Below are 23,601 nucleotides of genomic sequence, written 5' to 3'. Positions count from 1 at the left end.
CTTTCGCTTGCAGTGATTGGTCAGTAGAGCCGTTACTTAAAGGCTTATGTCATATAAAAATATTTATACGACATAAGCCCCTAAATAAGCATCACTGTAATAGCCGAGCTATTTTCTATTTTAGACCTAATGCTTGGCGGGTTTCTTTAGCGATTTGGCATTCTTCATCAGTTGGGACAACCCATAGCTCGATGCTACTACCTTCATCTTGGAAGCTGCCTTCTGCACCGCCGACTAAATCATTATTCTTTTCAGCATCAAACTTGATACCGAAGTGGCGCATAACGTCTAAGATGCGAGCACGTGTGGTTGCTGAGTTTTCACCAATACCACCAGTAAAGACGATACCAGTAAAGTCAGGTAGCGCACAGCTTAGGCTGGCTAGGTATTTACCAACACGATAGCAGAACATTTCGATGGCGAGTTGAGCGTCTTTATGGCCTTCATTCGCTGCTTGCTCGATCGTACGCAAATCATTCGACAGACCTGAGATACCCAATAAGCCACTTTCACTATTAAGCATGGTATCGATTTCTTCTAGGCTCATACCCAGTTTACGCTTGAGATGAATGTGCAAGCTAGGATCGACGTCACCACTACGCGTACCCATCATCAAGCCTTCAAGCGGCGTCAGACCCATACTGGTATCCAAGCTTTCACCGTTATAGACGGCAGTCGCTGAGCAACCATTGCCTAGATGAGCGGTCAGCCAACCATGTGGACCTTTAGCATCTGTAATTTCGCTGGCACGCTCTGAGACATAAGCATGTGAGGTACCATGGAATCCGTAACGACGGATTTTTTCTTCTTCGTATAGTGCTTTTGGAATTGGATAGCGATAGGCAACTGGCGGCATCGTTTGGTGAAATGCAGTATCAAAAACGACCACTTGTGGGATGTCAGGATAAATGGCTTCAACCGCTTCAATACCCAAGGCGTTTGCAGGGTTGTGTAGAGGTGCTAGGATTTTTAAGCGTTTTACTTCATCAAGTACATGTTGGTCAACACGGACGGCTTTTGAGTACTCACGACCGCCGTGAACCACACGATGTCCTACAGCGACAAAATGATATTGCTCAAGTAGTGCTAGGATTTTTTGAAGCGCTAACTCATGACGACCACCAGGAATGGTAATCTCAAGTTTTTCGCCGTTTAAAGTAGTATGTTTAATACGAGCGGTATCAAGCCCCAAGTTTTCGGCAAGACCGGTAATACGAGTGGATTCGTCTTCGCTGATTAGCGCATATTTGATAGAAGATGAACCACAGTTGAGAACCAAAGTAGGGTTGATAAGTTTTGATCTGCCGGTATTACGATCATTAAAGATGGGGGTGCTATCGCTCATGCTCTATCCTTAGATTATGTTTTTTGACAAGGGGTGAATCATAGCGGATTAATTTCCGCCGAACAAACAAAAATCAGCAGACCTTTCATAAAAATGAAATAAGCGATATCACGCTTACAGATCTACCAATAAATCCCTACTCGTCACTTTGTTTGGTTGCTTCTAGCAATCCATCAAAGCGATATTTTCGGAGTATAATGTAACACAATTAGTATCTTATACCACAGTAACTATAAGGTTTAAGATTGAACATCGTCAAGCATTGTTACACCTGTGCACCGAATATAGCCATCAAATAGTAAGTGCTATAAAAGGCAAGATTGCCCGCAATAAAAATTGTAAGAAAGTTTTTCAAAATGTGTTTAGCCGTGTTTTGCACCATAAAACCGTGTTTCACACATAACAATTGCCATATAAATTATGTCGATTTCTCACAATTTACCAAATAATACGTATCAATTATTATCGCCATAAGACGTATTTATAAATCATAAAGTTAGCAAAATTATTGGTCAATCACCCTCAAGAGGCTTACTGCTTTACTGATACAATGCTATGCTTACATAGATTATAATATTTTGTATATTTCAGTCGTAAACGTCCTGTTTTCAATCATATTCACACTGCTGCAAGGTTATTTGCCCTATGCTTACTATACGCCGTGTTTCAAACACTGAGTGCAATTCTCATTTATCTATTAACGCCAGTCGCCGTGCTGTTTCTGCATTGATTATCGGTAGTGCGGTCATGTTAGGGTTAACGGGCTGCGGGCAAAAGGGCGACCTCTATCTAGCCGATTCCAACAGCTCAAAGGCGGCAGGGTCAGAGATGCTGTCTAATGCTGGAGAGTCAAACAATGCAGCATCGGTAAGTAATGATGAACAGAGCGCTCGCTATTTAGAGCAAGTATTATCAGACGTGAACGAAGATTCTAACGATTATTAATCGTTTAAGAGCATCAATAATTTCGAATAAATTTACCTGATTTGACGAGAGACATAACCACAATGACTACAGTAACGACCCAAACAGAACAAGGGCTATATATCAACCCTGAAGCCTTAACTGCTCATTTGCCTGCGCTGAATTATCGCAACGATGCTTTACATATGGAGCAGGTCAGTATAACTGAGTTGGTCGATTGCTATGATACGCCATGTTATGTCTATTCAAAGCAGGCGATATTGGATGTTTATCAGGCTTATACCGATAGCTTTGCCAGTCTAAAACATCAGGTTTGCTATGCCGTTAAAGCTAACTCTAATCTTGCGGTGCTCGGTGTTTTGGCTCAAGCAGGTGCAGGGTTTGATATTGTCTCACGTGGTGAGTTGATGCGAGTATTGGCGGCAGGTGGCGATGCTGCACGCGTTGTATTCTCAGGTGTTGGCAAAACTTATGGTGATATCGAGTATGCACTTACCCAAGGTATTGGCTGCTTTAACGTCGAGTCTATTAGCGAGCTGGCTTTAATCAATGAAGTGGCACAGCAACTCGATAAATCAGCACCGATATCTCTACGAGTCAATCCCAACGTCGATGCCAAAACTCATCCTTATATCTCAACCGGTTTAAAAGATAATAAGTTCGGTATCACGCACGAAGACGCTGTCGCTGTCTATGAGCAAGCTGCCGCGTTATCGCATATCGATATCGTCGGTATTGATTGTCATATTGGCTCGCAATTGACAGAAGTAGAGCCATTCGTTGCTGCATTAGACAAAGTAATTGAGTTGATACATACCCTTCGTGAAAAAGGTATTGAGCTGCGTCATATGGATTTGGGTGGTGGCTTAGGGGTGCGTTATATCGATGAGACACCTGTGTCTATGGACGAGTTTGCTGCTGCATTATTACCAAAACTAAGCGAGCTTGGATTAACGGTATTCTTTGAGCCGGGCCGCAGTATCGTTGCCAATGCTGGCGTACTATTAACACGTGTCGACGTGTTAAAGCCTACCGAACACAAAAACTTCGCTATCGTCGATGCTGCCATGAATGACTTGATTCGTCCTGCACTGTATCAAGCAGAAATGGCAGTGATTCCAAGCGTGTTACCGAGCAAAGGTATCGATACGGATGGTACGCAACCGTGGGATATCGTTGGTGCGATTTGTGAGACCGGAGATTTCTTAGCAAAAGGTCGCTTGTTAGCATTGGAAGCAGGAGATACATTGGCCATCACTGGTGCTGGCGCTTATGGCTTTACTATGAGTAGCAACTATAATTCGCGTCCACGTGCTAGCGAAGTGATGGTGTCTGATAACCATCATCAATTGATTCGTCCGCGCGAAACCATTGAATCATTATATGAAAATGAAACATTGTGGCAGGCGCAGTAAGGCTATTAAAGACGAGCCAGAACTATCGCCGTATTTAATGATTGAAGAGAACCCATTGTGATAATGACAATGGGTTTTTTTATGACTGGATTTTGAGGAAGGTGTTTTTTAATTAAAGCTGTCTCTTAATTGAAGGCATGCCTTTAGTAGAAAGCAACACCATTCACAAAAATTAGAGTAGCAAGGAAAATGAGTGCAAGTACTAATCACCGTAGAATAAACCAATTTGACATCGCTAATCATATTTTTTGGGATTGGTATTATTATGATTGTATCTGACAGCGTGCTAAGATAAGCCATACATAAAAATAGGATAGGATATCAAGGGTATGCTAATAGAATTTACTAAGATGCATGGTCTGGGCAATGATTTTATGGTCATCGATTTGGTGACTCAGCGCTTAGAATTAACCAAGGATTTGGTACAGTTATTGGGTGATCGTCATTTGGGTATCGGGTTTGACCAGTTGCTAGTGGTTGAGCCACCTATGCGTCCGGATGTCGACTTTAGCTATCGTATTTTTAATACCGATGGTACAGAAGTCGAGCAGTGTGGTAACGGTGCACGCTGTTTCGCTCGTTTTGTACAGGCACGCAAACTGTCATTTAAACAGCGTCTACGTGTTGAGACGGCGAGTGGGATTATTACTCTAACCACAGACCGCTATGGCTGGGTAGAAGTCGATATGGGCAAACCCAAATTTGAGCCGGACGAGATTCCATTTAGCCCAAGAGCGACTACTAAAATCCAAAACGCCTATCATTTAGATGTTAATGGAACACCGGTACAGCTTTATGTTGCCAATATGGGCAATCCACATGCAGTCATCAAAGTCGATAATGTGCTCGATGCTGAGGTTGAAACCTTGGGTAAAGCCATCGAATCGCATCCTGCGTTTCCAGATCGCGTCAATGTCGGCTTTATGCAGGTGATGAATCAACGTCATATTCGTCTAAGAGTATTTGAGCGCGGTGTCGGTGAGACTCAAGCCTGTGGTACGGGTGCATGTGCTGCAGTGGCGGTTGGCATACGTGAAGGCTGGTTGGATGAAGGCGAAGAAGTGCGCGCGCAGCTGTATGGCGGCAGTATGATTATTAAATGGCAGCCGGGTTATTCAGTCATGATGACAGGTCCAACGGCCTTTGTTTATGAAGGCGTGTTTAGCCCAGATGGACTAATGGCGCAAGCGGGTATCAAGCCTAATTCTGAAGGCTAAGCTCGGATGGCGAATGGATAAATGCTATGGTCATCTCTAATAGGGCTATGTCCAATAAAAAAAGTCAGATAGAGCCAGCATCGGGTTCAGAAGTACAATCAGCAGCTTGGCTGTCAGACACACTGGCAGCCACTATAGAGTCGGACACAGCGTTACGTGAGCTGCTAGCACCAGTGCATCGTTGGTTAAATACTTTATCGGTACGTAACCACTCGCCGCATACCCTAACGGCTTATTTTGCTGGTTTGAACCAACTGGCGCTATTTTTACGTGGTAAACGGCTGACATGGACGCGTTGTGATAAACGTCAATTAGCCCAGCATATCGGTCAGCGCATCGATGAAGACAAGCTTGCACTTGCTAGCGTCCAGCAAGAGCTGTCAGCGATTCGTCATTTTTATGGATGGCTCATTGAAGAAGGGCTAGCACGCATTAATCCTACTACTGGCTATCAGCTTAAGCGTAGTCCTAGACCATTACCGTCTATCGCAGATGTAGATTTGCTTACTCAATTGCTTGACCAAGAGATTCCTGATACGCCTGAGCAAGCGCGCTTATGGTTACGGGACAAAGCTATGTTTGAGTTGCTCTACAGTAGTGGCTTGCGTGTGGGTGAGCTGGTCGCGTTGGATATGGTGGATGTAGACCTAGCAGACTTACGTGTACGTGTAACGGGTAAAGGCAATAAAACACGTTTAGTACCGTTAGGGGTAAAAGCAGCAGAAGCGATTACGCGCTATCTACCGCATCGTAATCTGTGGGTAGAGCAAATGGATACGGCATTGTTTATCAGTGAGAAGTTGGGTACACGCTTATCAACACGGGCAGTGCAGCAACGTCTAAAAGTTGCTGCTACTCGTGCTGGTATCTCGCAAAATATGTATCCACATTTATTGAGGCATTGCTTTGCATCACACATGCTGTCAGGTAGCGGTGACTTGCGCGCCGTACAAGAAATGTTGGGTCATAGTGATATCAGTACCACGCAAATTTATACCCATGTCGATTTTGCCAAATTGACTCAAGTCTATGATCGTGCCCACCCGCGCGCAACTCATGCTCAACGCGACGATGACTCAAATCAGAAATAAGGTGTGTCGAATATTCAACACACCTTAATCATACTTTATGCTAAACGATGACAGTCAAAAATAGGCATTTTTTGGCGTCCTTGCTGTTGGGCTTGCTGATCTAATGATGCCAATACCATAGCGTAGTGCTTGCTGTCTTCTGGATCAGTGGCTTCATTCAATACACTATCATCGTAATGGTTGATAACTGTACCATCATAAGCGGTAATCGCCGTGTGTCCCCACGTCTGACGTATATCACCATTCTTGTAAGTATGATCGCCACCTTGTGCCGCCCCAATGACCATACACTGGCTGTCCAACGCACGTGCCTGTAGCAACAGCGACCAATGGGCTTGCCCTGTTAGATAGGTAAATGCTGACGGGGCACTTAATAGGTCTGCACCTGCTTGACGTAGACGCTGTGCCAATGCAGGGAAGCGCAAATCAAAGCAAACCATCATGCCCAATTGATAGACCGTATCATTTGCTTCGAGGGGAGCAACTACAGTTTGCGTTCCTGGCTCAAAAGTGGCTGCTTCATTATAGCTGCCGTGCTTATCCGCCACAGTCGCTGTGAACAGATGAATTTTGTCATAACGTGCCACTCGCGAGCCATCAGGTGCAAACAACTGACTGACTTGGCGTAGTCTGCCATCAGGGACCACAATGCCGTCAGGTCGATAAGGGCAGGGTAGCGAGCCTGCTAGTACGTAGACACCATAAGTACTGGCATAGTCTGCTATCGTCGCTGATAGATCGTCAAAGCGCTCTGCAGTAGCAAACTGCTCGCCCATGCTACAGCAGTTCTCTGGTAATACGACAAGCTGAGCCCCTTGCGCACTTGCATCAATAATCGCAGTTTTTATATCAGCTAAGTTTCGCTCAATATTCTGTTGGCTATTCATTTGAATGGCAGCAGTGGTCAATTGATTATTCTGTGTACTATTCATAGTTGCGGTCTCAGTTGTTTTTTAGGTTAATTCGATTTGGCTATTTTGCAGTCGCGTATCTCATGACTTTTCTTATAAGAATCATATGATGGTAAGCAAATTTTTGATATTAATTATTTAGCAGTTAATGCTGAAATGCTAATATTTATAGGCTTTAATGAGAAAAGCGTAACAACTGTATCTGGTCAGAGTGTAAATTATCATAGCAAAATTGCGTCAAAAAATGCTATCGTCATGTCCTAATAACGTTAAACCACTGGTTTGACCAAAAATATTTGTAGAATATTATCACTACCGGAGTGTAATAAGCCGCCCATGAGTATGTCGTTCGGATTGGCGACCACGCTAAGCACCTCACAGAAACTGACACCGCAGATGCAGCAAGCCATTAAATTGCTGCAGCTCTCTAGTCTTGAGCTCGCGCAAGAGGTTCAGATCAAGCTGGATAACAATCCACTGCTTGAACGTATCGAAGATGATGACGATGAATACGAGCATGGCGGCGACGATATCACAGACGAGCTGAGCGACTCACTCACATTGGATAGCTGGAATCAAAGTACTGGCACTGAGTCATTTACTGCCAAATCTGACAGCAACACGACTACCTCTGACTATGATAATGAACTTAGTGATAGCTTTGATAAATTGCAGCAAGCCAATATCGATGATGGTGCTATAGACAATCATACGATGGATAGTGACGACTATAGTAGCTTTGATAATAGTGCGGATAGCAGCAACTATGCATCGGCGGCTAGCAGTTCAGGAAGCAAAGGTGACGATGACTTTGATAGTTACCAAGGTGGCACCTCTGCCACTATTCAAGATCATGTACGTTGGCAGCTAAACTTTAAACATTTATCAGAAGCAGATATGTTGATCGCTACTTATCTGATGGACTCTATGGATGATATGGGTTTTGTTCGGCTTGATATCGATGAGTTGCTACAAAGCTTTGAGACCATGGCGAGTTTCTATCAATGGGATGAGTCTGTCGAGCAAGATGAGGTAATGGCTGTCTTACGTATTATTCAATCTTGCGATCCACTGGGTGTTGGGGCACGGAACCTCAGTGAATGTCTAGCGATTCAGCTGTCCAAACTTGATAGTAATACGGAGTCTCTAAAAGAAGCACAAGCACTTCTATCTGCCAGCGAATACTTAGTCAGCAATAATATCAAAGCACTGACCGAGCAGACAGGACTTGCAGCTGAGAAGATCACCCCTGCATTAAATCTACTACGCAGCTTAAACCCTTCACCAGGCTTATTATTCCATAGTAGTCAACCAGACTACGCACGGGAGCCAGACAGTTACGACATTCCTGATGTGCTGGTCACGCCTGTCCGTCGCCACAGTAGTAATACCACTGCAGGGACAGATGCGCAAGAGGATGGCTGGCAGGTACGGCTCAATCCTGACACGCTGCCGAAGCTAAGAGTCAATCAAGAGTATGCCAATTTAGTCAAACGGGGTGATGATAGCCCTGACAATCAATATCTGCGTGAAAACCTTACGGATGCGCGCTTGTTTATTCGTAGTATCGAAGAGCGTAATCAGAACCTATTAAAAGTCGCCACCAGTATCGTGCGTTATCAGCAAGAGTTCCTACAACATGGTGCGACTGCCATGCAACCACTTATCTTAAAGGTCATCGCAGAAGAAGTGGATTTGCATGAATCGACCGTTTCACGTCTGACCACCAGCAAAACCATTCTGACACCACAAGGACTGTTTTCGCTAAAGCATTTCTTTTCATCTCATGTTAGTAGTACAGATGGTGATGTCTCGTCAACCGCTATCAGTGCCATGATTAAGCAACTCATCGCCGATGAGAATCCGAAAAAGCCATTATCAGATAGTCGTATCAAAGACAGTTTGTTGGTTGAAGGCATTGATATTGCCAGAAGGACTGTAGCCAAATACCGCGAAGCAATGAATATTGGATCGTCTACCCAGCGCAAACAAAAATATTAAACGATGTAATTCAATAAGTTATAAGCACGCTTATATGTTGACCAATATATTTCAGACAGAATATAAAAAATAAAATTTTTTTATTATATAGAAACATGATAGAAACAACAGTTATTGTTACACTTAATTACAATTTAATGGCTTGCTACTATCCTAATTTCATGACAAATTAGAGTCATACCAACAACGCAATCTAAGTATCGATTTAGCATATTTACAATAGCAATCAGGAGATGATGAAAGGATATATCGGTATTTTACTGGATGTACTGGCTATAAAAGATAGTAGAGCGATTGTTGGTAAAGCAGGGTGATAAAAGCAGGAATGCTACCTCATCTGTTGACTGTAAGTACAAACAAAAGGACAATAATATGAATGTTTCTATCAGTGGTCACCATATCAGCGTTACTGAAGCTATGGACAAGGCAGTTCGTGAAAAGCTTGAGAAAGTAGAGCGTCACTTCGATCAGATACAAAGTATTAAAGTGATATTATCGTTAGACAACAGCGGTGCTAGTGATGGCGGTAAAAAAAGCCATAAAGCTGAAGCGATTATGCGAGTCTCAGGTCAAGAAATGTTTGTTCAAGCGTGTGAAGATGATATGTATAAAGCCATCAACGAAATGGCAGACAAACTTGATAGACAAGTGCGTAAATACAAAACCCGTCAAGAGCGTAAAAAAACTCAGGGTGCTGGACGTGATGAACGTTACGAAGACTTTTCAGTCGATGATGTAGCACCAGCCGTTTAATTCGATGAGGTTTGGTAGATATCGTATTTAATGAGTACTGGCTGACTAAATAATAATAAATGGTATAGATAGCCAATAGTATAGACAGCCATATGATTTATATTTGATTCTACTGCACTGAAATCAGAATACACAAAAAGGAAAAAGGCCTCAAACGTATCATGCGTTGAGGCCTTTTCTAGTACTAATATCAAGAAATAAGAGTATCAGTAAGTCTATTCATTAATCAAAACTACTGATAATCTTTTTGAAAGCTTGGTTATAAGCCAAATGAAACCAGGATTCTATTCAACAAACTAAGCATATTACACTCAGTCTATTTAACCTACGATAAGTAAAGTGCAGTGACTAGCCGCCACCAACGGCTTGTACTACTTCGATGTTCATGCCCTCAACGATACGTAGCTGACTCAACTCACTCTTTGGAATAAGCTCACCTTCGACTTCTACGGCATAACGGCCTTGGCTAAGTCCAAGCTCATTAATAACCAATTGTACCGTCTGATGAGTGGTCTGTAGATGTTTGCCATTGACACTGACGTTGCTCATTGTATGCTCCTGAATGATGTAAAATTCTTTTGGACAGCACAAGTATCAATCACACTACACCTGCTGCTGATTCTATTTTTGATTGTTTATCTTAAATGCTGATAGCGCCAGACACAACCAGCCTGCGATCATTAGCACACCACCGATAGGCGTAATCGCTCCAAACCAAAGTGGTGCGCCAAGTGTCATTGCATACAGACTACCGGCAAATATTATAATGCCAATCTGTAAAAGCCAAGCGGTCGTTTGAGTGATATATTTGAGGCGTATCAATAGTCCTACTAGCAGTAAGCCGAGCGCATGTACTAGCAAGTACAGTGTTGCCGTATGCCACCATTCGAGTTGCTGAGGGCTGGCTATATTTTTCAGACCGTGCGCACCGAATGCACCTAGCGCAACGGCGATAGCCATATTAATCGCCGCAATACCTATCCAATTTACCATGGTACACTCATATTATTTAAAAGCGGTCGCTACTAAAATATAACGGCTATTGAATATCATCCGGTAAAATGACACTATCGATAGTCATTGCATCACGGATTTTGTCCATGGCATTTTTTTCGATTTGGCGTACACGTTCTGCTGAGATAGAGTAGACGGCTGCTAACTCATGCAAGGTTGATTTTTGCTCAGAGAGCCAACGTTGCTCAACGATATCACGTGAGCGATCATCTAGTGTGCCCATTGCCGCTATTAATGCTGAAGAATTGTTTTCTTCCCAGTCTGCTTCTTCTAACTGCTCAGCAGGATCAATACCATCTTCTAAGAACAATTGCGGTGCATAGCGTCCATCGTCATCATCACTCGATTGCGCTTCAAACGAGGCATCATAGGACGTAAGTCGTGACTCCATCTCTAACACTTGCTTGCGCGTGACATTTAGGTCATTTGCAATCGCATCTGCTTCTTCTAGCGTCAGCTGATTGTTTGTCTTTTTGAGACTACGTAAATTAAAGAATAGTTTGCGGTGTGCTTTGGTGGTTGCTACCTTCACGATACGCCAGTTGCGAATGACAAACTCGTGAATCTCCGCTTTAATCCAATGCACTGCAAAGGATACCAAGCGTACGCCTTTGTTGGGATCAAAGCGTTTTACTGCTTTCATTAGTCCTAAATTACCTTCTTGGATTAAATCGGCTTGTGGCAGACCGTAGCCTGAGTAGCTGCGTGCAATGTGAATCACAAAACGCAGATGTGACATCACGAGTAGACGTGCCGCCTCAACATCACCTTCGTCATAATAGCGATGCGCCAGCTCTTGCTCTTGTACTGGCGTCAATATTGGAATTTGATGGACAGTATTGATATACGCACCCAGATTGACCCCGGGCGCTGATAGATGCGTTGGCATTGCTGGTACCAAATCACGAGTACTGGTATCACCTAGTGCATCCGCATCATAAGGTGGTCGCTGTGCCGCAGCTTTTAATGCTGCATCACGTGCTTCGTTTTTTACAGGTGCTGCATCGTCTTTTTTACTCGTTTTTGCAGCATCATTAGCAGTGTTAGCCATATTCTTGACCTTGATTAAATAGTGACGCAAATAGTAAGATAAAAATATTTATAGTTGTAATTGTAAAGGATAGCGACGCTTAGTTGCTATCAGTTTTGGTAATGATGAAGTGATATATTGTATCGAAACGCTGTGATGGTGTGCTATCAGTTGCCTGTTGACTGGTAACGCTATTGATGGTCAGTAGCAGTCGATTAGTCGTGCCCGTTTGCTTACTTTGTCGACAGAAAGCAGCGATATCTGCTTGTGAATTGGCATCAGTGGCGACCACATACAATGATTCACCAGCTGCGACATTGCGTAATGCCACTTTGGTTTTCAAAAGCGGCATTGGACAAGCAAGCCCACGTCCATCGACGAAACGTATAATATTGATAGAGGATTGCTTTGCATCTACTTCGTTATTTGAATCAATATCGTTCACCGACAGTAATGCCAGTAGGTTATTGATATTTTGTTGCTCAGTACCAGAAAATTTTTCTGATAAGTTTATGAAGTCAGGCGCATGGATGATGGTGGACTGGCTATCAACAGACATAAAACAACCCTTATAAATACCAATACTGTGGTTTGTACTACTATTTGTATTATCAATAGTTCGCTTTCAAGCATTGTTGATTTTAAAACTTTTTTATTGAATACCTTGTGCTTGATAGCGACGTAAACCTATTGTTGTAACTGCCATTATAGCAAATAGCTAGGGTGCAATTGAGTTGAATATAATCAACTCAACATTCGGTTCATTAGAATTACACAGTCATGTTGCGCAATAATGACACGCCCCTTAGTTATTGGTAGTCACATATATACTAGAATTGACCTTATATGTATAAGCTCGTATAGTCGAGAAGATGTTGTCATCACTTAACTGCATAGGATAAGCATTTGTATCACTCTAATAGACAATCGATGCTTGATAGCGCAGCCATGAATCACTCAAGTAAATATGTGGTCGCTACACCTTCGTTTGGGCGGGTGTCGCTGTTGTGCGAGCGAAAAAAGAGCGTTCTGTCTATAGCGGTATCGAGCATGTTTATATTAGGGGTTTCAACAGCATTATTGATGGCCACAACGGTTGCCAATAGCAGTGAGTGGAACAGTAGTAATAGCAGCAGCCAAACGTCACAATACAATTATAACTCATGGCAATCCACAAACTCCGAAGATTTAGACTTGCCTGACTTGAGAGGTCAAGGCTTGGGCTTCGCTGAGCAGTATCAAAATACGCTACTAGGCGAATGGTCACTACGAAATATCAATGGTGGCGTTAAGATGGAGCATGATCCTTGGATTCAAGAAACGCTCAAAGACATGACATGGCGTTTGAATGCTCAAGCACGGCAGCAAGCATTAATGGGCTTGGTGATTATTGATAATCCGAGTATCAATGCTTTTGCAGCACCAGGTGGTGTCATCGGTCTAAATACAGGCACTATATTGGCTGCCAGTAGTATGGACGAGCTTGCCAGTGTGGTAGCGCATGAAGTGGCACACATTAGCCAGCATCATTATGAAAGCGGTGTGGATGATCGAAAAAAAGCATTGCTCATGCAAGTAGGTGGCATGCTAGCAGCAATTGCTGCATCAGCAATCGATGGTGATGCGGCGACAGCCGTTTTGATGGGTAGTCAAACCGCTACGATGAACAGTAGCATGGCATTTAGCCGCAGTAATGAGCGAGAGGCTGATCGAATAGGGATGCAAATCATGACCCAAGCGGGTTATGACCCAAGAGCGATGCCACGGTTTTTTGCCACCATGAATCAACGAAGTCAGCTCAATAAAGTTGAAAACCAGTTTTTGCCAAGTTTTATTATGTCCCATCCATTGAGTAATGAGCGTTTGAGTGATTCACAAAGTCGCGCGCAGAGTTATCCTTCATTATCATTAAACCAGCAGCAACGTCATCAGGCATTGTTTGATTTGCTCTATTGGCGTGTGCAGATTACTGGTAAGCATGCTTCTGAGACCGTATTGACGACTGCTGCAAAGAATAGCGTCGGTGCCAAGTTGGCTTTGATGCACTGGTACAGTGAACAGCAACGTTTTACAAATGCTAACAAGCTACTGGCTGAAATCGATGCATTATCAGCGACACAGCGTCAAACACTAGAGCCTTTATTGTCGATTACTCACAGCTATATGCTAACGGAACAAGGTAAGTGGTCAGAAGCGGCACAAATTTTAGAAAGCCAGCAGCGCATCTATCCTGAGCGTCGTGATCTACGACTCTACTTAGCGGAATCACTCACCAATAGCAACCAGCCGACACAAGCACAAGCATTGCTCAAACCACTAACCGAGCAGCAGCCAAGCGATCGTTATGCTTGGCAGAGTCTACAATTGGCCAATGAAAATTTGGCAAAAACAACGACATCACCGCAGCTGGCCAATATTGCCACCATTAATGCGTTACGTTACCGTAGTCAAGATCAGCTATGGAGTAATCGCTACGAAAGTGCGCTCATATCGCTGACACAAGCCAAGCAACTGACAGAGCGATTACAGAGTACACCCCAAGCCAATAGCGCTCGGCCGCTATTAGCCAATATTAATGCAGAACTCAAAGCAGTAAAAACCGCCAAAGACTTTAAGCCTTAGGCGGTTATTTTTACAGACAGAGAGACAGACAGACCTACCAATCAATAGTAAGTGCTAGCCTTGTAGGGCGTCTTTTACCATCTTAGAGATGAGGGCTGGATCTGCACGGCCTGCAGTTTTGTTCTTTAGTACACCCATCACGCTACCCATATCACGCATAGACGTTGCACCTTGCTCAGCGATTTCAGCATTGACTAAAGCAGCAACTTCATCATCGTTCATTTGTTTGGGCATAAACCCATTGATGATATCAATCTCAAACTGCTCTTTGGTCGCTAAGTCATCACGATTGTTTTCTGTAAAAATAGTGAGTGATTCTTGGCGCTGTTTCAACTGCTTTTGTAATACGTCTAATACTTGTGCATCATCTAGCTCTATCCGGCGGTCAATCTCAATCTGCTTAATGACTGCTTGTACGTTACGCAATACTTTGACGCGCTCAAGCTCACGTGCTTTCATAGACACTTTGATGCTGTCTAATAAAGTCTGTTTAAGTTGACTCATTGTTATTATCCTTATTCGTTAAGAGTTATTTATTCAGATTTTGAGCAATAGTAATAAAAATTGTAGCATAAAAAACGCCACTGATATCAATGGATAACAGTGGCGTTAATGTAGCACTTGTACTTAACTAATCGTATTATGGATTAGTACATACGAGTAGTACGAATAGTTTCGCGTTGTAATTTCTTTTTATAACGCTTTACGGCAGCAGCTTTCTTACGCTTGCGTACTTGCGTTGGTTTTTCATAAAACTCACGCTTACGTACGTCTGACAATACACCAGCTTTTTCACATGAACGTTTGAAACGACGGATAGCGATATCTACTGGTTCGTTTTCTTTAACCTTAACTGCAGGCATGAAGACTCCTCGATTAGGATGAGATATAAAGGCATTAGTTTGGCTGTGTATTAGTATTTAGTCGTAATATCTCAAGATTACAGACATCAGCTCAAACTAGGATAATCTTGTACATGAGCACAAGGGCAGGTATCTTAATAAAAAATAGCAAGTAAGTCAATGAATTTGTTGTATTAATCCATATTTATCATTAAGTTGCAGGGTTTTTTGTTGATATAGAGTCAGTTTATTAGACAGCATTAATGGTTTTAGTTAAATAAGAGTGACTATATAAGTGTGCTACAGAACATCATTATAAATAAAAAACCCTACTGTCTATAACGGTTTAGGTGGAGTTTATGCTATGATAATTCCCATATTATAGTAAGCCTATGAACCGTTTTGTGTGTATTTTATTGAGGATGTTTGAATGAAAAAGACAGTATTAAATACAGCGTTAAGCAGTGCATTTATCGTCGCTTTTAGCTTTGGTGTTAGCGCTTGTGGCGGCGAAGAGCATGAAGAAGTAATGGCGGTAGATCGCGTTGAAGAAGCGGCTGCACTTGCGATTGAAAATGCACCGGAAGCTGAAGACATGAAGTTTCCAGAAACAGCAGCGATGCCTGCGGCTGATGCAGCTGCCACGGAAGCTGATGGCACGGCCACTGCTGAAGAAGGAACGGCTGATACTGCTATGGCAGAAACAGCGACTACAGCAGAAGCAGATAGCACCGATGCTGATGCAGCTACCACTGACAGCGCCGAACCTGAAGCTGCTGCCGCTGAATAAGTATTGATTCAATGGTCATTTGGGCTGCTAATATAGCCATTCCACTATAAAAGTATTACTGCGTTAACCTCGCTTGAAGTATTTAATATACATCTACACTTGGTTGCCTTGTACTACTTTTAAATTGCATCGACTATAGTGAGAAATAAGCTTTATCAGCAGCCACCAATATAAAATATAGTATAGAGGTGTGATCATGATGAATAAACGACAGCGCATAAACAAGTTTACCCTCTCTGTTATCGGTATTAGCGCATTATTAGCACTGAGTGCTTGTAGTGGTGATGATACGAGTACAGAAGAGGTATCTACTGCCAATGAATCTACCGATACTACTGTAGCGGTCGCTGACACACCAGTTTCTGAATCTGAAGTGACTGAGTCTGAAATTGCTACGCCTAAACCAGAGGTTGAATTAGAACCTGTTGAGGCGCCTGTTACTACGGAAGAGTCAGTAGCAGAAGTTGCTGCTGAGCCTGAAGTATTGGCCGCGGATGCAGGCGCTAAACTATATGAATCAAACTGTCAGGTTTGTCATGCTGCAGGTTTGCTCGATGCACCAAAATATGGTGATAAAGCCGCATGGGCAGCGCGCCTTACTAAAGGCAAAGATACACTGCACATGCACTCTGCTAAAGGCTTTAATAAAATGCCAGCGCAAGTCACTGATAAAGTAAGTGAAGCACAGGTTTATGCGGCTGTAGATTACATGATTGCAGCGGTTAGCTGATATTGGCCATTGAAATTTGCTAAACTGACCGTCATTGTGACTGACAATGGCGGTTTTTTTGTGCACGTTTTTTCGCACATAAGCTAAGGCGAAAAACGCTGCAAAAGATGACACGCAGACAAAAGTATAAAGGCAAACATATGAAAGTGTTGGGTTTAGAGACCTCTTGTGATGAGACTGGTCTAGCGATTTTTGATAGTGAGCAGATTTCGAGCGACAATCAAGGGCTGGTTGGTCAAGTACTGTATTCACAAATAGAGCTGCATGCTCTCTACGGTGGTGTGGTGCCTGAGCTCGCTAGTCGCGACCATATTCGAAAGCTCGTGCCTTTGCTCAATGAGCTGTTAGATCAGTGTGATATGAAAAAAAGCGAGATCGATGCGATTGCCTATACCAAAGGGCCTGGACTCATTGGTGCATTGATGACAGGTGCATTATTTGGGCGCAGCTTGGCTTATGGCTTAGATATCCCTGCGATTGGCATCCACCATATGGAAGGCCATTTGTTGGCACCGCTGATGGGTGCAAACCCTCCTGCATTTCCTTTTGTGTCATTGCTCGTTTCTGGTGGACATACTTTGCTCATTGCTGCACGTGGGGTTGGGCAGTATGAGATATTGGGTGAGTCGATAGACGATGCGGCGGGTGAGTGCTTTGATAAAGCCGCTAAGATGCTGGGCTTGCCATATCCTGGTGGTCCCAATATCGCTAAACTGGCTGAGACAGGCAATCAAAACGCGTATAGCTTGCCAAGACCGATGCTACATCGTGGTTTGGACTTTTCCTTTAGCGGTATGAAAACAGCCGTGCATAACCTTATCAAAGACACTCCACACTCAGGGGGTTCAGGAAATAGTGCCGAGAGTAATCCACAGGTGCGTGCTGATATTGCCGCTAGCTTTCAACATGCGGTGGTCGATACACTGGTCAAAAAATGCGTTAAAGCACTCAAGCAAGTAGATATGAGCCGCCTAGTGATTGCAGGCGGCGTCAGTGCCAATACCCATCTGCGCGAGACGTTAGAAGCTGAGCTGGCCAAAATAGATGCAACGGTGCACTATGCTCCGCCTGCATTGTGTACCGATAATGGGGCAATGATTGCTTATGCTGGCTATGAGCGCTTGCAAGCAGGGCAGTCAGATGATTTGGCTGTTAGCTGTGTCCCACGTTGGCCGATGACAGAATTGCCTGCGGTATAAAGGTGCTATTGATGGGGGCTTATGCCCATGTTTGTGCCCATGTTCATGCTCATGAACACTATCTGAAGTAAGGATTAGCTATGCAGTGGATTGCGATTGGTTTGGGCGCCGCATTTGGAGCATGTTTGCGAGGGTGGCTGGCGCGCTTTAATCCGCTGCATCATTGGATACCGCTTGGTACATTGGGCGCGAATGTCTTGGGTGGACTGCTGATAGGGTTAGCGCTAGTATGGTTCGGACGGATGGGTACAGGCTTATCTGACAACGTGAGACTGTTTGTCATTACTGGATTTTTGGGCGGACTGACGACCTTTAGTACTTTTAGCGCGGAGGTCTTTACCTTCATCAATGATGGCCGTTTGCTGGCAGGATTGGCGCTTATCGGTTTACATGTTGGGTTAACATTACTGGCAACCGCGCTAGGATTTTACTTCTTTAAGTTGGTCTTGTAGCCGTTGATAGATATTAATCGTTTAATGGTCTGTTATAAGTGGTTCCATGATAGCAGTCTATTTTAAGTGGTCTATTAATAGGTTTTTGAAGCCTTTTTGGTGGTTCCACTAGGGTATAGATTTAGTAGCAACTTGATGAACCTTTAAAGGCAGTTTCTACAAAATCTGTTCTAAGTCACTAGCACTGATAACTGTAGCAAATTCTTTATGTAAGCTTGCTAATGTAGTTTGGTGCATAATCTCAGCATCAAACTTAGTACCCTCAATTCCCATTCTATCAAAGGTAGCTGTTGCATCCGAAATTAGATAGGTCTCATAGCCATAGTTACCTGCCATTCGAGTAGTTGTAGAAATGCAGTGATTGGTTGTTAATCCAATTATTACTACCGTGGAAATGTTTTGTTCTTCCAATAATTGCTTTAGGTTCGTACCAATAAATGCGCTATTCACATGTTTTGTGACAATAGTTTCATCATCTTTTGGGATGGTATAGTTACTAAATGCAAAACCTGAGTGACTAGGGTGAAATCTAGAGTTTGGTTCTTGTGAACTATGTTGAATGTGAAAAATAGGTAAGTCATATTTTCGCCACGTACTTAGAATTTCTCCACACAATTTCTCAGCGTTCTTATTATTACGTCCCCCTCCCCAGTACAGCTCATCTTCAAAGCCTTTCTGTACATCAATAACTAATAGTGCTGGGTTTTTATTTTTTAAAGACATGTCCTTCCTCATAAATCGATTTATATTCTTTGTTTAAGAAAAATCTAATACAACGCCCGTTTCTGTAATACGTTCAATGCCTGTATAACGCACTAATCACGAATAGAACATGTAAGGCAGGTACACTATGAAGTACACCAAAACCATCTTAGTGAGTTAAAACGTTGATAGTATTAACCTACAGCCAAAGATTCAAGTCCTCACTAGGGAACCATCATTTACCATAATGCCCGTCATAACGTAAAAAAGCGGATGATATTTCATAATCAAAAACGTAGCAGACAGTTGAATATTAAACCGGCTTCACTATCCCTTCCAATAAATTCGCAAACCCTTGCATGTACGCTGTGTCTTGGCTTGAGTTACGCGTCGCTGCATACAGCTGACAATGCACACCTGCACCCAACTTCCGCGAGACGACCCAACCTTTTTTCTCATATTCCGCCACAACCCAATCAGGCAATGCAGCAACTCCGCGCTCACTAGCGACTAGCTGAATAAGCATCGCTGTCAGCTCTGTAGTACGAACATTCTCAAAGCTCACCTGTGCAGGCGTCATAAAGTTGGCGATAATATCGAGACGCTTGGCCTCTACTGGGTAAGCAATCAAGGTTTCTTCAGTCAAATCACTGGGTTCAATAAATTCTTGTGCTGCCAAATCATGCGTGGGCGACAGTACCAAGCGACTCTCATACTCAAACAATGGCTGATAGCTGATACCGTCTATCGGTAAATCACTGGTGGTAATCAATAAGTCAATATCACCTTCCATGAGTAGATGATGCGGCTCAGGTTCAAACCCTGTGGCAAAGTCTAGCTCGACATCTGACCACTCACGACGATAATGATTGAGTATCGGCATTAGCCAATCAAAACAACTGTGACACTCTGATGCTAGGCGTAGTCTGCCCGCTTGACCATGCGCTAGACGCTTAAGGTTGGATTTAGTGCGGGTGACTTGCGGCATGATGCTATCTGCCAACGCCAGTACTGTTTTACCAGCGGGGGTAAAGGTGAGCGGGCGCGTACGACGATTGACCAAGCTGATATCGTAGTAGTTCTCTAGCTCTTTCAATTGATGTGAGACCGCAGAAGCCGTGACATGCAGTTCATCAGCAGCAGCAGCGAGTGAACCATGCGCCCGTAGCGCGGTTAGGGTGTTGAGGTGACGGAGCTCTAGCATAAGGTAACCTAACCGCGAAGGTGAGAAAAATTCATTATAATAGATATAGCACTGACTTTCATTCAAAGCTTGCTATTAATAAGCAGTGTCAATAATAAGCAGTGCCAAACTAGCGATACCAGATTGGCAACAGCAAACTAGCGCCGGCGTAGTAGCAGCTGCGAGATGATAACCAATATTAAAGAAGCAGCCAGTAGCAATGTACCGATAGCGTTGACTTCTGGTTTGAGTCCTACTCGTACCATAGAATAAATTCGTAACGGTAAAATCTCATAGCTTGGACCAGTGACAAACGTTGAAACCACCACATCGTCTAGCGATAAGGTAAAGGCGAGCAACCAACCTGCCATGACAGCGGGCAATATAACTGGAATTAGTACCGTGCGCACCATGGTGGATTCGTTGGCACCCAAATCACGTGCCGCTTCCATCAATTTCTCATCTAAACTACTTAATCGTGCAAAGACAGTGATGACCACAAACGGTAGACAAAAGGTAATGTGTGCTAGTAACAGCGAGACAAATCCTAATTGCAGACCAATTAATAAGAATAGCGCTAGTAATGAGATGGCCAATACAATTTCAGGCGACATCATCAATACGAACAGAAGCCCATTTAGCAAACCTTTACCACGGAAATTATAACGGTGTAGTGCCAAAGCGGTGAGCGTACCTATCAATGTTGAAACGGTCGCAGCGACCAATCCTAATACGATAGAATGCCAAAATGCATCTAGCATTGCTTGGTTATTAAATAGTGATTCATACCATTTTAGGCTAAAGCCGCCCCAGTTATAGCCAATTTTTGATTTGTTAAATGACATCACTACTAACACAATGATGGGTAGGTATAGCAGGGCATAAATCAGACTGAGGTAGCCTTTGGCTGCGATACTGCCAATTTTCGTTGTACGCGAATGAGACATTAGGCTACCTCACTGAAATCAGTTTTGCCAATGCGTCGGCTACTGGCGCGATAAGCCAATAACAGCACGGCCATAGCGAGGGTCAATAATACGCTGGCCGCAGCGCCAAATGGCCAATCGCGCGCATCCAGAAACTGGTTTTTGATGATATTTCCGACCAATAGGTTGCGCGAACCACCCAAGATGTCGGCGACATAGAACATCCCCATCGCTGGCAGTAAGACTAAGAGCACTCCTGAGATGATGCCCGGTGTCGTCAATGGTAGTACGATATGCCAAAAAGTCTGTGTCTTGGATGCACCCAAATCTTGTGATGCCAAGAGCATGTCCTGACGCAAGTCAGTAAACACGGCATATAACGGCAATACCATAAATGGAAATAGTAAATACGTCAGACCAGCTATCACTGCACCTTGCGTATATAGGATATCGATAGGGGTATCGATAACACCTATCGCAAGCAGTGATTTATTGATTAAACCATTATTGGCAAACAGCAACTTGAGTGCATACGTACGCACCAGAGAGTTGGTCCAAAACGGTAGTATTAATAGCATCATCAGCAGTGGTTGCCAACGGGTTTTTGCTCTAGATATAAGCCATGCAAAAGGGTAGCCAAGTAATAAGCAAATGATAGTCGTGATGCCTGCCATCCATAACGAATGGATAAATACGCCAAAATAGAGCGGATCAATCATGCGTGCATAGCTATCGATGCTGACGGGTAAGCTGATAAAAGCACTGCTATCGCGGGTCAAAAAACTGACCGCGATGACCAAGATATTTGGCAGTAGCGCGAATATCAGTAACCAACCCCAAATGAGCCATAGCGTTGCGGTGCGAAAAGGACTTTTGCTGCCTAAGCTGTGACCTGCCATTAACTGACATCCTTTTGTACGCTTGTATGGTCTCCACCTTTATTTGGCTCAGTAGAGTCTTCTGGCAATACCCATTCCCAGCCGTCTACCCATGAGACTTTGACAGCCTCATTCAGCTTATAATCAAAACTTGGGTCATCTTCGTCAAAAAATTCAGAGGCTTTAATAATATGGCCGTTTGCTAACTCAATAATCGAGTCGAGCGTGCTGCCTTTATAGTTACTTTCAATCACTCGGCCAAACAGTCCAACATGCTCATCATCTTGTGGATCGTAAACTCTTAAGTCTTCTGGGCGCAGGAGTAAGTTTACGATGTCGCCGACTTGAACATCATTGGCAAAATTAGGCCGACGTAAATTACGCAAACTGGTCGGGCCGTCTTGAGCTTGTGCCTCGCAAACTTCTACCTCGATACGTCCGTTGGTGACTTTACCATCACGATCTGGCTGATTGGGATAGACACCTTTTACTTCTGCTTTAAATAGATTGGTCTCACCGATGAACTTGGCTGTGAACAAGTTGGTAGGCGTTTCATAAATCTCGATAGGCGTGCCGATTTGCTGAAAGGTGCCGTCTTTCATCACTGCGATACGATCTGACATCGATAGCGCTTCTTCTTGATCGTGGGTGACAAAGACAAAAGTGATACCCAGCTCACGTTGTAGCCGCTTAAGCTCAGATTGCATCTGCAGACGCAGTTTGTGATCGAGCGCGGATAATGGCTCATCGAGTAACAGCAGTTTAGGACGATTAATCACGGCGCGTGCAATGGCAACACGCTGCTGTTGACCACCCGATAAATCTTGTGGTTTACGGTTGGCTAAATGCTCTAGCTGTACCATCGCGAGCATTTCGCGTACACGTGTCTTAATCTCATCTTTCGGTACTTTTTTGAGCTTAAGACCATAAGCCACGTTTTGGGCGACGGTCATATGAGGAAACAATGCATACTGCTGAAATACCGTATTGACCGGACGCTTATCCGCAGGCAACCCTGCCATCTGCACGCCATCTAAATGAATGGCACCAGCGTTTGGCTGCTCAAAGCCTGCAATCAAGCGTAGCAAGGTTGTCTTACCGCAGCCTGAAGGGCCAAGCAGTGTCAAAAATTCACCATGCTGAATGTCGAGGTTGATGTCTTTTAATACTTCAGTTTGATCGTAGGTTTTTTTTAGACCAGTCAGTTGCAGCAGCACCTTGTCATCATGAGGTGATGCAGAGGTTTTGTGCGTATTGGGCAGCGGGATGGTCATAATATTTTTCCTAAGCATCTAACATCGCAGTATGGCCATTCATTTAGGATACTGTGGTCAAAGTCATTTGGTGTGGGTGTAAGCTATGGGGATAGACTTAGTCTGGTTGCCACGTATTATAACAAACCCTTGATATAAATTAGTGCAAGTTCGTCATAAGTTACGTGAGTGACACAGTGGTGATATCGAGGAACTTTTATTTCTAGCTTCTAGCTTCTAGCTTCTAGCTTCTAGCTTCTAGCTTCTAGCTTCTAGCTTCTAGCTTCTAGCTTCTAGCTTCTAGCTTCTAGCTTCTAGCTTCT

General features: G+C 43.6%; 24 protein-coding genes. 11 read left to right on the top strand and 13 right to left on the bottom strand.

Annotation, left to right across the window (positions count from 1 at the left end; translation table 11 throughout):
• Nucleotides 1–115 precede the first annotated feature (115 nt).
• Nucleotides 116–1,345 carry an acetate/propionate family kinase gene (locus ACZW67_RS10430; RefSeq protein WP_197215705.1) on the bottom strand — a complete coding sequence of 410 codons (1,230 nt, stop codon included), beginning with the start codon at nt 1,343–1,345 and terminating at the stop codon, nt 116–118.
• Between the two features lie 645 nt (nt 1,346–1,990).
• Here ACZW67_RS10430 and lptM point away from each other — a divergent pair.
• From lptM to ACZW67_RS10410, 4 genes are all read left to right on the top strand, one after another.
• Nucleotides 1,991–2,290 carry an LPS translocon maturation chaperone LptM gene (gene lptM, locus ACZW67_RS10425; RefSeq protein ID WP_465183192.1) on the top strand — a complete coding sequence of 100 codons (300 nt, stop codon included), beginning with the start codon at nt 1,991–1,993 and terminating at the stop codon, nt 2,288–2,290.
• A 62-nt stretch (nt 2,291–2,352) separates the two neighbouring features.
• Entirely contained in the window at nt 2,353–3,684 is a 1,332-nt protein-coding gene (gene lysA / locus ACZW67_RS10420) for a diaminopimelate decarboxylase (protein ID WP_465183191.1), read from the top strand.
• A gap of 329 nt (nt 3,685–4,013) precedes the next feature.
• Nucleotides 4,014–4,901, top strand: a complete 888-nt coding sequence (dapF, locus tag ACZW67_RS10415) for a diaminopimelate epimerase (RefSeq protein ID WP_110921895.1) — start codon at nt 4,014–4,016, stop codon at nt 4,899–4,901.
• A gap of 47 nt (nt 4,902–4,948) precedes the next feature.
• Complete coding sequence (locus ACZW67_RS10410; protein ID WP_465183190.1) at nt 4,949–5,992, top strand: tyrosine recombinase XerC; 1,044 nt, start codon at nt 4,949–4,951, stop codon at nt 5,990–5,992.
• Between the two features lie 35 nt (nt 5,993–6,027).
• Here ACZW67_RS10410 and ACZW67_RS10405 read toward each other — a convergent pair whose 3' ends face one another.
• A complete protein-coding gene (locus ACZW67_RS10405) occupies nt 6,028–6,924 on the bottom strand; it encodes a nitrilase-related carbon-nitrogen hydrolase (RefSeq protein ID WP_465183189.1) in 897 nt (298 codons plus the stop codon).
• 315 nt (nt 6,925–7,239) lie between these two features.
• Here ACZW67_RS10405 and rpoN point away from each other — a divergent pair, with 315 nt between their 5' ends.
• Nucleotides 7,240–8,904, top strand: a complete 1,665-nt coding sequence (gene rpoN, locus ACZW67_RS10400; protein ID WP_465183188.1) for an RNA polymerase factor sigma-54 — start codon at nt 7,240–7,242, stop codon at nt 8,902–8,904.
• A 372-nt stretch (nt 8,905–9,276) separates the two neighbouring features.
• Nucleotides 9,277–9,657 (top strand): ribosome hibernation-promoting factor, HPF/YfiA family, encoded by a 381-nt coding sequence (hpf, locus tag ACZW67_RS10395; protein WP_465183187.1) that lies wholly within the window; start codon nt 9,277–9,279, stop codon nt 9,655–9,657.
• A 348-nt stretch (nt 9,658–10,005) separates the two neighbouring features.
• On the opposite strand, the gene thiS is transcribed toward hpf, so the two are convergent.
• The 4 genes from thiS to ACZW67_RS10375 form a co-directional block, all read right to left on the bottom strand.
• Nucleotides 10,006–10,206: a sulfur carrier protein ThiS gene (thiS, locus tag ACZW67_RS10390; RefSeq protein ID WP_465183186.1), complete on the bottom strand. Its 201-nt coding sequence runs from the start codon at nt 10,204–10,206 to the stop codon at nt 10,006–10,008.
• A gap of 72 nt (nt 10,207–10,278) precedes the next feature.
• On the bottom strand, nt 10,279–10,650 hold the full coding sequence (locus ACZW67_RS10385) for a DUF423 domain-containing protein (protein WP_465183185.1): 372 nt from the start codon (nt 10,648–10,650) through the stop codon (nt 10,279–10,281).
• Nucleotides 10,651–10,696: 46 nt separating this feature from the next.
• Nucleotides 10,697–11,560: an RNA polymerase sigma factor RpoH gene (rpoH, locus tag ACZW67_RS10380; RefSeq protein WP_197099889.1), complete on the bottom strand. Its 864-nt coding sequence runs from the start codon at nt 11,558–11,560 to the stop codon at nt 10,697–10,699.
• 241 nt (nt 11,561–11,801) lie between these two features.
• The gene (locus ACZW67_RS10375) at nt 11,802–12,260 is read right to left on the bottom strand and encodes a sulfurtransferase TusA family protein (protein ID WP_465183184.1); all 459 of its coding nucleotides are present in this window, start codon (nt 12,258–12,260) and stop codon (nt 11,802–11,804) included.
• Between the two features lie 347 nt (nt 12,261–12,607).
• Here ACZW67_RS10375 and ACZW67_RS10370 point away from each other — a divergent pair, with 347 nt between their 5' ends.
• Nucleotides 12,608–14,323, top strand: a complete 1,716-nt coding sequence (locus ACZW67_RS10370) for a M48 family metallopeptidase (protein ID WP_465183183.1) — start codon at nt 12,608–12,610, stop codon at nt 14,321–14,323.
• A gap of 54 nt (nt 14,324–14,377) precedes the next feature.
• On the opposite strand, the gene ACZW67_RS10365 is transcribed toward ACZW67_RS10370, so the two are convergent.
• Both ACZW67_RS10365 and rpsU read right to left on the bottom strand, forming a co-directional pair.
• Nucleotides 14,378–14,827, bottom strand: coding sequence for a GatB/YqeY domain-containing protein (locus ACZW67_RS10365; RefSeq protein ID WP_197099733.1), 450 nt, complete (start codon nt 14,825–14,827; stop codon nt 14,378–14,380).
• A gap of 143 nt (nt 14,828–14,970) precedes the next feature.
• Nucleotides 14,971–15,186, bottom strand: coding sequence for a 30S ribosomal protein S21 (rpsU, locus tag ACZW67_RS10360; protein WP_110921885.1), 216 nt, complete (start codon nt 15,184–15,186; stop codon nt 14,971–14,973).
• 409 nt (nt 15,187–15,595) lie between these two features.
• On the opposite strand from rpsU, the gene ACZW67_RS10355 reads away from it, so the two are divergent.
• From ACZW67_RS10355 to ACZW67_RS10340, 4 genes are all read left to right on the top strand, one after another.
• A complete protein-coding gene (locus tag ACZW67_RS10355; protein WP_465183182.1) occupies nt 15,596–15,955 on the top strand; it encodes a hypothetical protein in 360 nt (119 codons plus the stop codon).
• A gap of 196 nt (nt 15,956–16,151) precedes the next feature.
• Nucleotides 16,152–16,685: a c-type cytochrome gene (locus tag ACZW67_RS10350; RefSeq protein WP_465183181.1), complete on the top strand. Its 534-nt coding sequence runs from the start codon at nt 16,152–16,154 to the stop codon at nt 16,683–16,685.
• A 140-nt stretch (nt 16,686–16,825) separates the two neighbouring features.
• Nucleotides 16,826–17,884: a tRNA (adenosine(37)-N6)-threonylcarbamoyltransferase complex transferase subunit TsaD gene (tsaD, locus tag ACZW67_RS10345; RefSeq protein WP_465183180.1), complete on the top strand. Its 1,059-nt coding sequence runs from the start codon at nt 16,826–16,828 to the stop codon at nt 17,882–17,884.
• 80 nt (nt 17,885–17,964) lie between these two features.
• Nucleotides 17,965–18,336 carry a CrcB family protein gene (locus ACZW67_RS10340; protein ID WP_465183179.1) on the top strand — a complete coding sequence of 124 codons (372 nt, stop codon included), beginning with the start codon at nt 17,965–17,967 and terminating at the stop codon, nt 18,334–18,336.
• A gap of 156 nt (nt 18,337–18,492) precedes the next feature.
• Here the strand turns inward: ACZW67_RS10340 and ACZW67_RS10335 are convergent, their stop codons facing one another.
• The 5 genes from ACZW67_RS10335 to potA form a co-directional block, all read right to left on the bottom strand.
• Nucleotides 18,493–19,059, bottom strand: coding sequence for a cysteine hydrolase family protein (locus ACZW67_RS10335; protein WP_465183178.1), 567 nt, complete (start codon nt 19,057–19,059; stop codon nt 18,493–18,495).
• 292 nt (nt 19,060–19,351) lie between these two features.
• Nucleotides 19,352–20,242 (bottom strand): LysR family transcriptional regulator, encoded by an 891-nt coding sequence (locus ACZW67_RS10330; protein WP_465183177.1) that lies wholly within the window; start codon nt 20,240–20,242, stop codon nt 19,352–19,354.
• 137 nt (nt 20,243–20,379) lie between these two features.
• On the bottom strand, nt 20,380–21,168 hold the full coding sequence (potC, locus tag ACZW67_RS10325) for a spermidine/putrescine ABC transporter permease PotC (RefSeq protein ID WP_201582447.1): 789 nt from the start codon (nt 21,166–21,168) through the stop codon (nt 20,380–20,382).
• Nucleotides 21,168–22,046, bottom strand: coding sequence for a spermidine/putrescine ABC transporter permease PotB (gene potB / locus ACZW67_RS10320; protein ID WP_194196035.1), 879 nt, complete (start codon nt 22,044–22,046; stop codon nt 21,168–21,170). The genes potC and potB overlap by 1 nt, the downstream gene beginning before the upstream one ends.
• Nucleotides 22,046–23,299, bottom strand: a complete 1,254-nt coding sequence (potA, locus tag ACZW67_RS10315) for a spermidine/putrescine ABC transporter ATP-binding protein PotA (RefSeq protein WP_465183176.1) — start codon at nt 23,297–23,299, stop codon at nt 22,046–22,048. Before potA ends, potB begins: the two co-directional genes overlap by 1 nt.
• Between the last annotated feature and the right edge of the window lie 302 nt (nt 23,300–23,601).

It is taken from the genome of Psychrobacter sp. TPE 89C (assembly GCF_055522395.1).
This window is presented reverse-complemented; position numbering and strand designations above follow the sequence as displayed.

Bases quoted from the DNA above. Each gene is read 5' to 3' on its own strand.
- ACZW67_RS10430 (WP_197215705.1), bottom strand. From the start codon at position 1,345: ATGAGCGATAGCACCCCCATCTTTAATGATCGTAATACCGGCAGATCA.
- lptM (WP_465183192.1), top strand. From the start codon at position 1,991: ATGCTTACTATACGCCGTGTTTCAAACACTGAGTGCAATTCTCATTTA.
- lysA (WP_465183191.1), top strand. From the start codon at position 2,353: ATGACTACAGTAACGACCCAAACAGAACAAGGGCTATATATCAACCCT.
- dapF (WP_110921895.1), top strand. From the start codon at position 4,014: ATGCTAATAGAATTTACTAAGATGCATGGTCTGGGCAATGATTTTATG.
- ACZW67_RS10410 (WP_465183190.1), top strand. From the start codon at position 4,949: ATGTCCAATAAAAAAAGTCAGATAGAGCCAGCATCGGGTTCAGAAGTA.
- ACZW67_RS10405 (WP_465183189.1), bottom strand. From the start codon at position 6,924: ATGAATAGTACACAGAATAATCAATTGACCACTGCTGCCATTCAAATG.
- rpoN (WP_465183188.1), top strand. From the start codon at position 7,240: ATGAGTATGTCGTTCGGATTGGCGACCACGCTAAGCACCTCACAGAAA.
- hpf (WP_465183187.1), top strand. From the start codon at position 9,277: ATGAATGTTTCTATCAGTGGTCACCATATCAGCGTTACTGAAGCTATG.
- thiS (WP_465183186.1), bottom strand. From the start codon at position 10,206: ATGAGCAACGTCAGTGTCAATGGCAAACATCTACAGACCACTCATCAG.
- ACZW67_RS10385 (WP_465183185.1), bottom strand. From the start codon at position 10,650: ATGGTAAATTGGATAGGTATTGCGGCGATTAATATGGCTATCGCCGTT.
- rpoH (WP_197099889.1), bottom strand. From the start codon at position 11,560: ATGCCAACGCATCTATCAGCGCCCGGGGTCAATCTGGGTGCGTATATC.
- ACZW67_RS10375 (WP_465183184.1), bottom strand. From the start codon at position 12,260: ATGTCTGTTGATAGCCAGTCCACCATCATCCATGCGCCTGACTTCATA.
- ACZW67_RS10365 (WP_197099733.1), bottom strand. From the start codon at position 14,827: ATGAGTCAACTTAAACAGACTTTATTAGACAGCATCAAAGTGTCTATG.
- rpsU (WP_110921885.1), bottom strand. From the start codon at position 15,186: ATGCCTGCAGTTAAGGTTAAAGAAAACGAACCAGTAGATATCGCTATC.
- ACZW67_RS10355 (WP_465183182.1), top strand. From the start codon at position 15,596: ATGAAAAAGACAGTATTAAATACAGCGTTAAGCAGTGCATTTATCGTC.
- ACZW67_RS10350 (WP_465183181.1), top strand. From the start codon at position 16,152: ATGATGAATAAACGACAGCGCATAAACAAGTTTACCCTCTCTGTTATC.
- tsaD (WP_465183180.1), top strand. From the start codon at position 16,826: ATGAAAGTGTTGGGTTTAGAGACCTCTTGTGATGAGACTGGTCTAGCG.
- ACZW67_RS10340 (WP_465183179.1), top strand. From the start codon at position 17,965: ATGCAGTGGATTGCGATTGGTTTGGGCGCCGCATTTGGAGCATGTTTG.
- ACZW67_RS10335 (WP_465183178.1), bottom strand. From the start codon at position 19,059: ATGTCTTTAAAAAATAAAAACCCAGCACTATTAGTTATTGATGTACAG.
- ACZW67_RS10330 (WP_465183177.1), bottom strand. From the start codon at position 20,242: ATGCTAGAGCTCCGTCACCTCAACACCCTAACCGCGCTACGGGCGCAT.
- potC (WP_201582447.1), bottom strand. From the start codon at position 21,168: ATGTCTCATTCGCGTACAACGAAAATTGGCAGTATCGCAGCCAAAGGC.
- potB (WP_194196035.1), bottom strand. From the start codon at position 22,046: ATGGCAGGTCACAGCTTAGGCAGCAAAAGTCCTTTTCGCACCGCAACG.
- potA (WP_465183176.1), bottom strand. From the start codon at position 23,299: ATGACCATCCCGCTGCCCAATACGCACAAAACCTCTGCATCACCTCAT.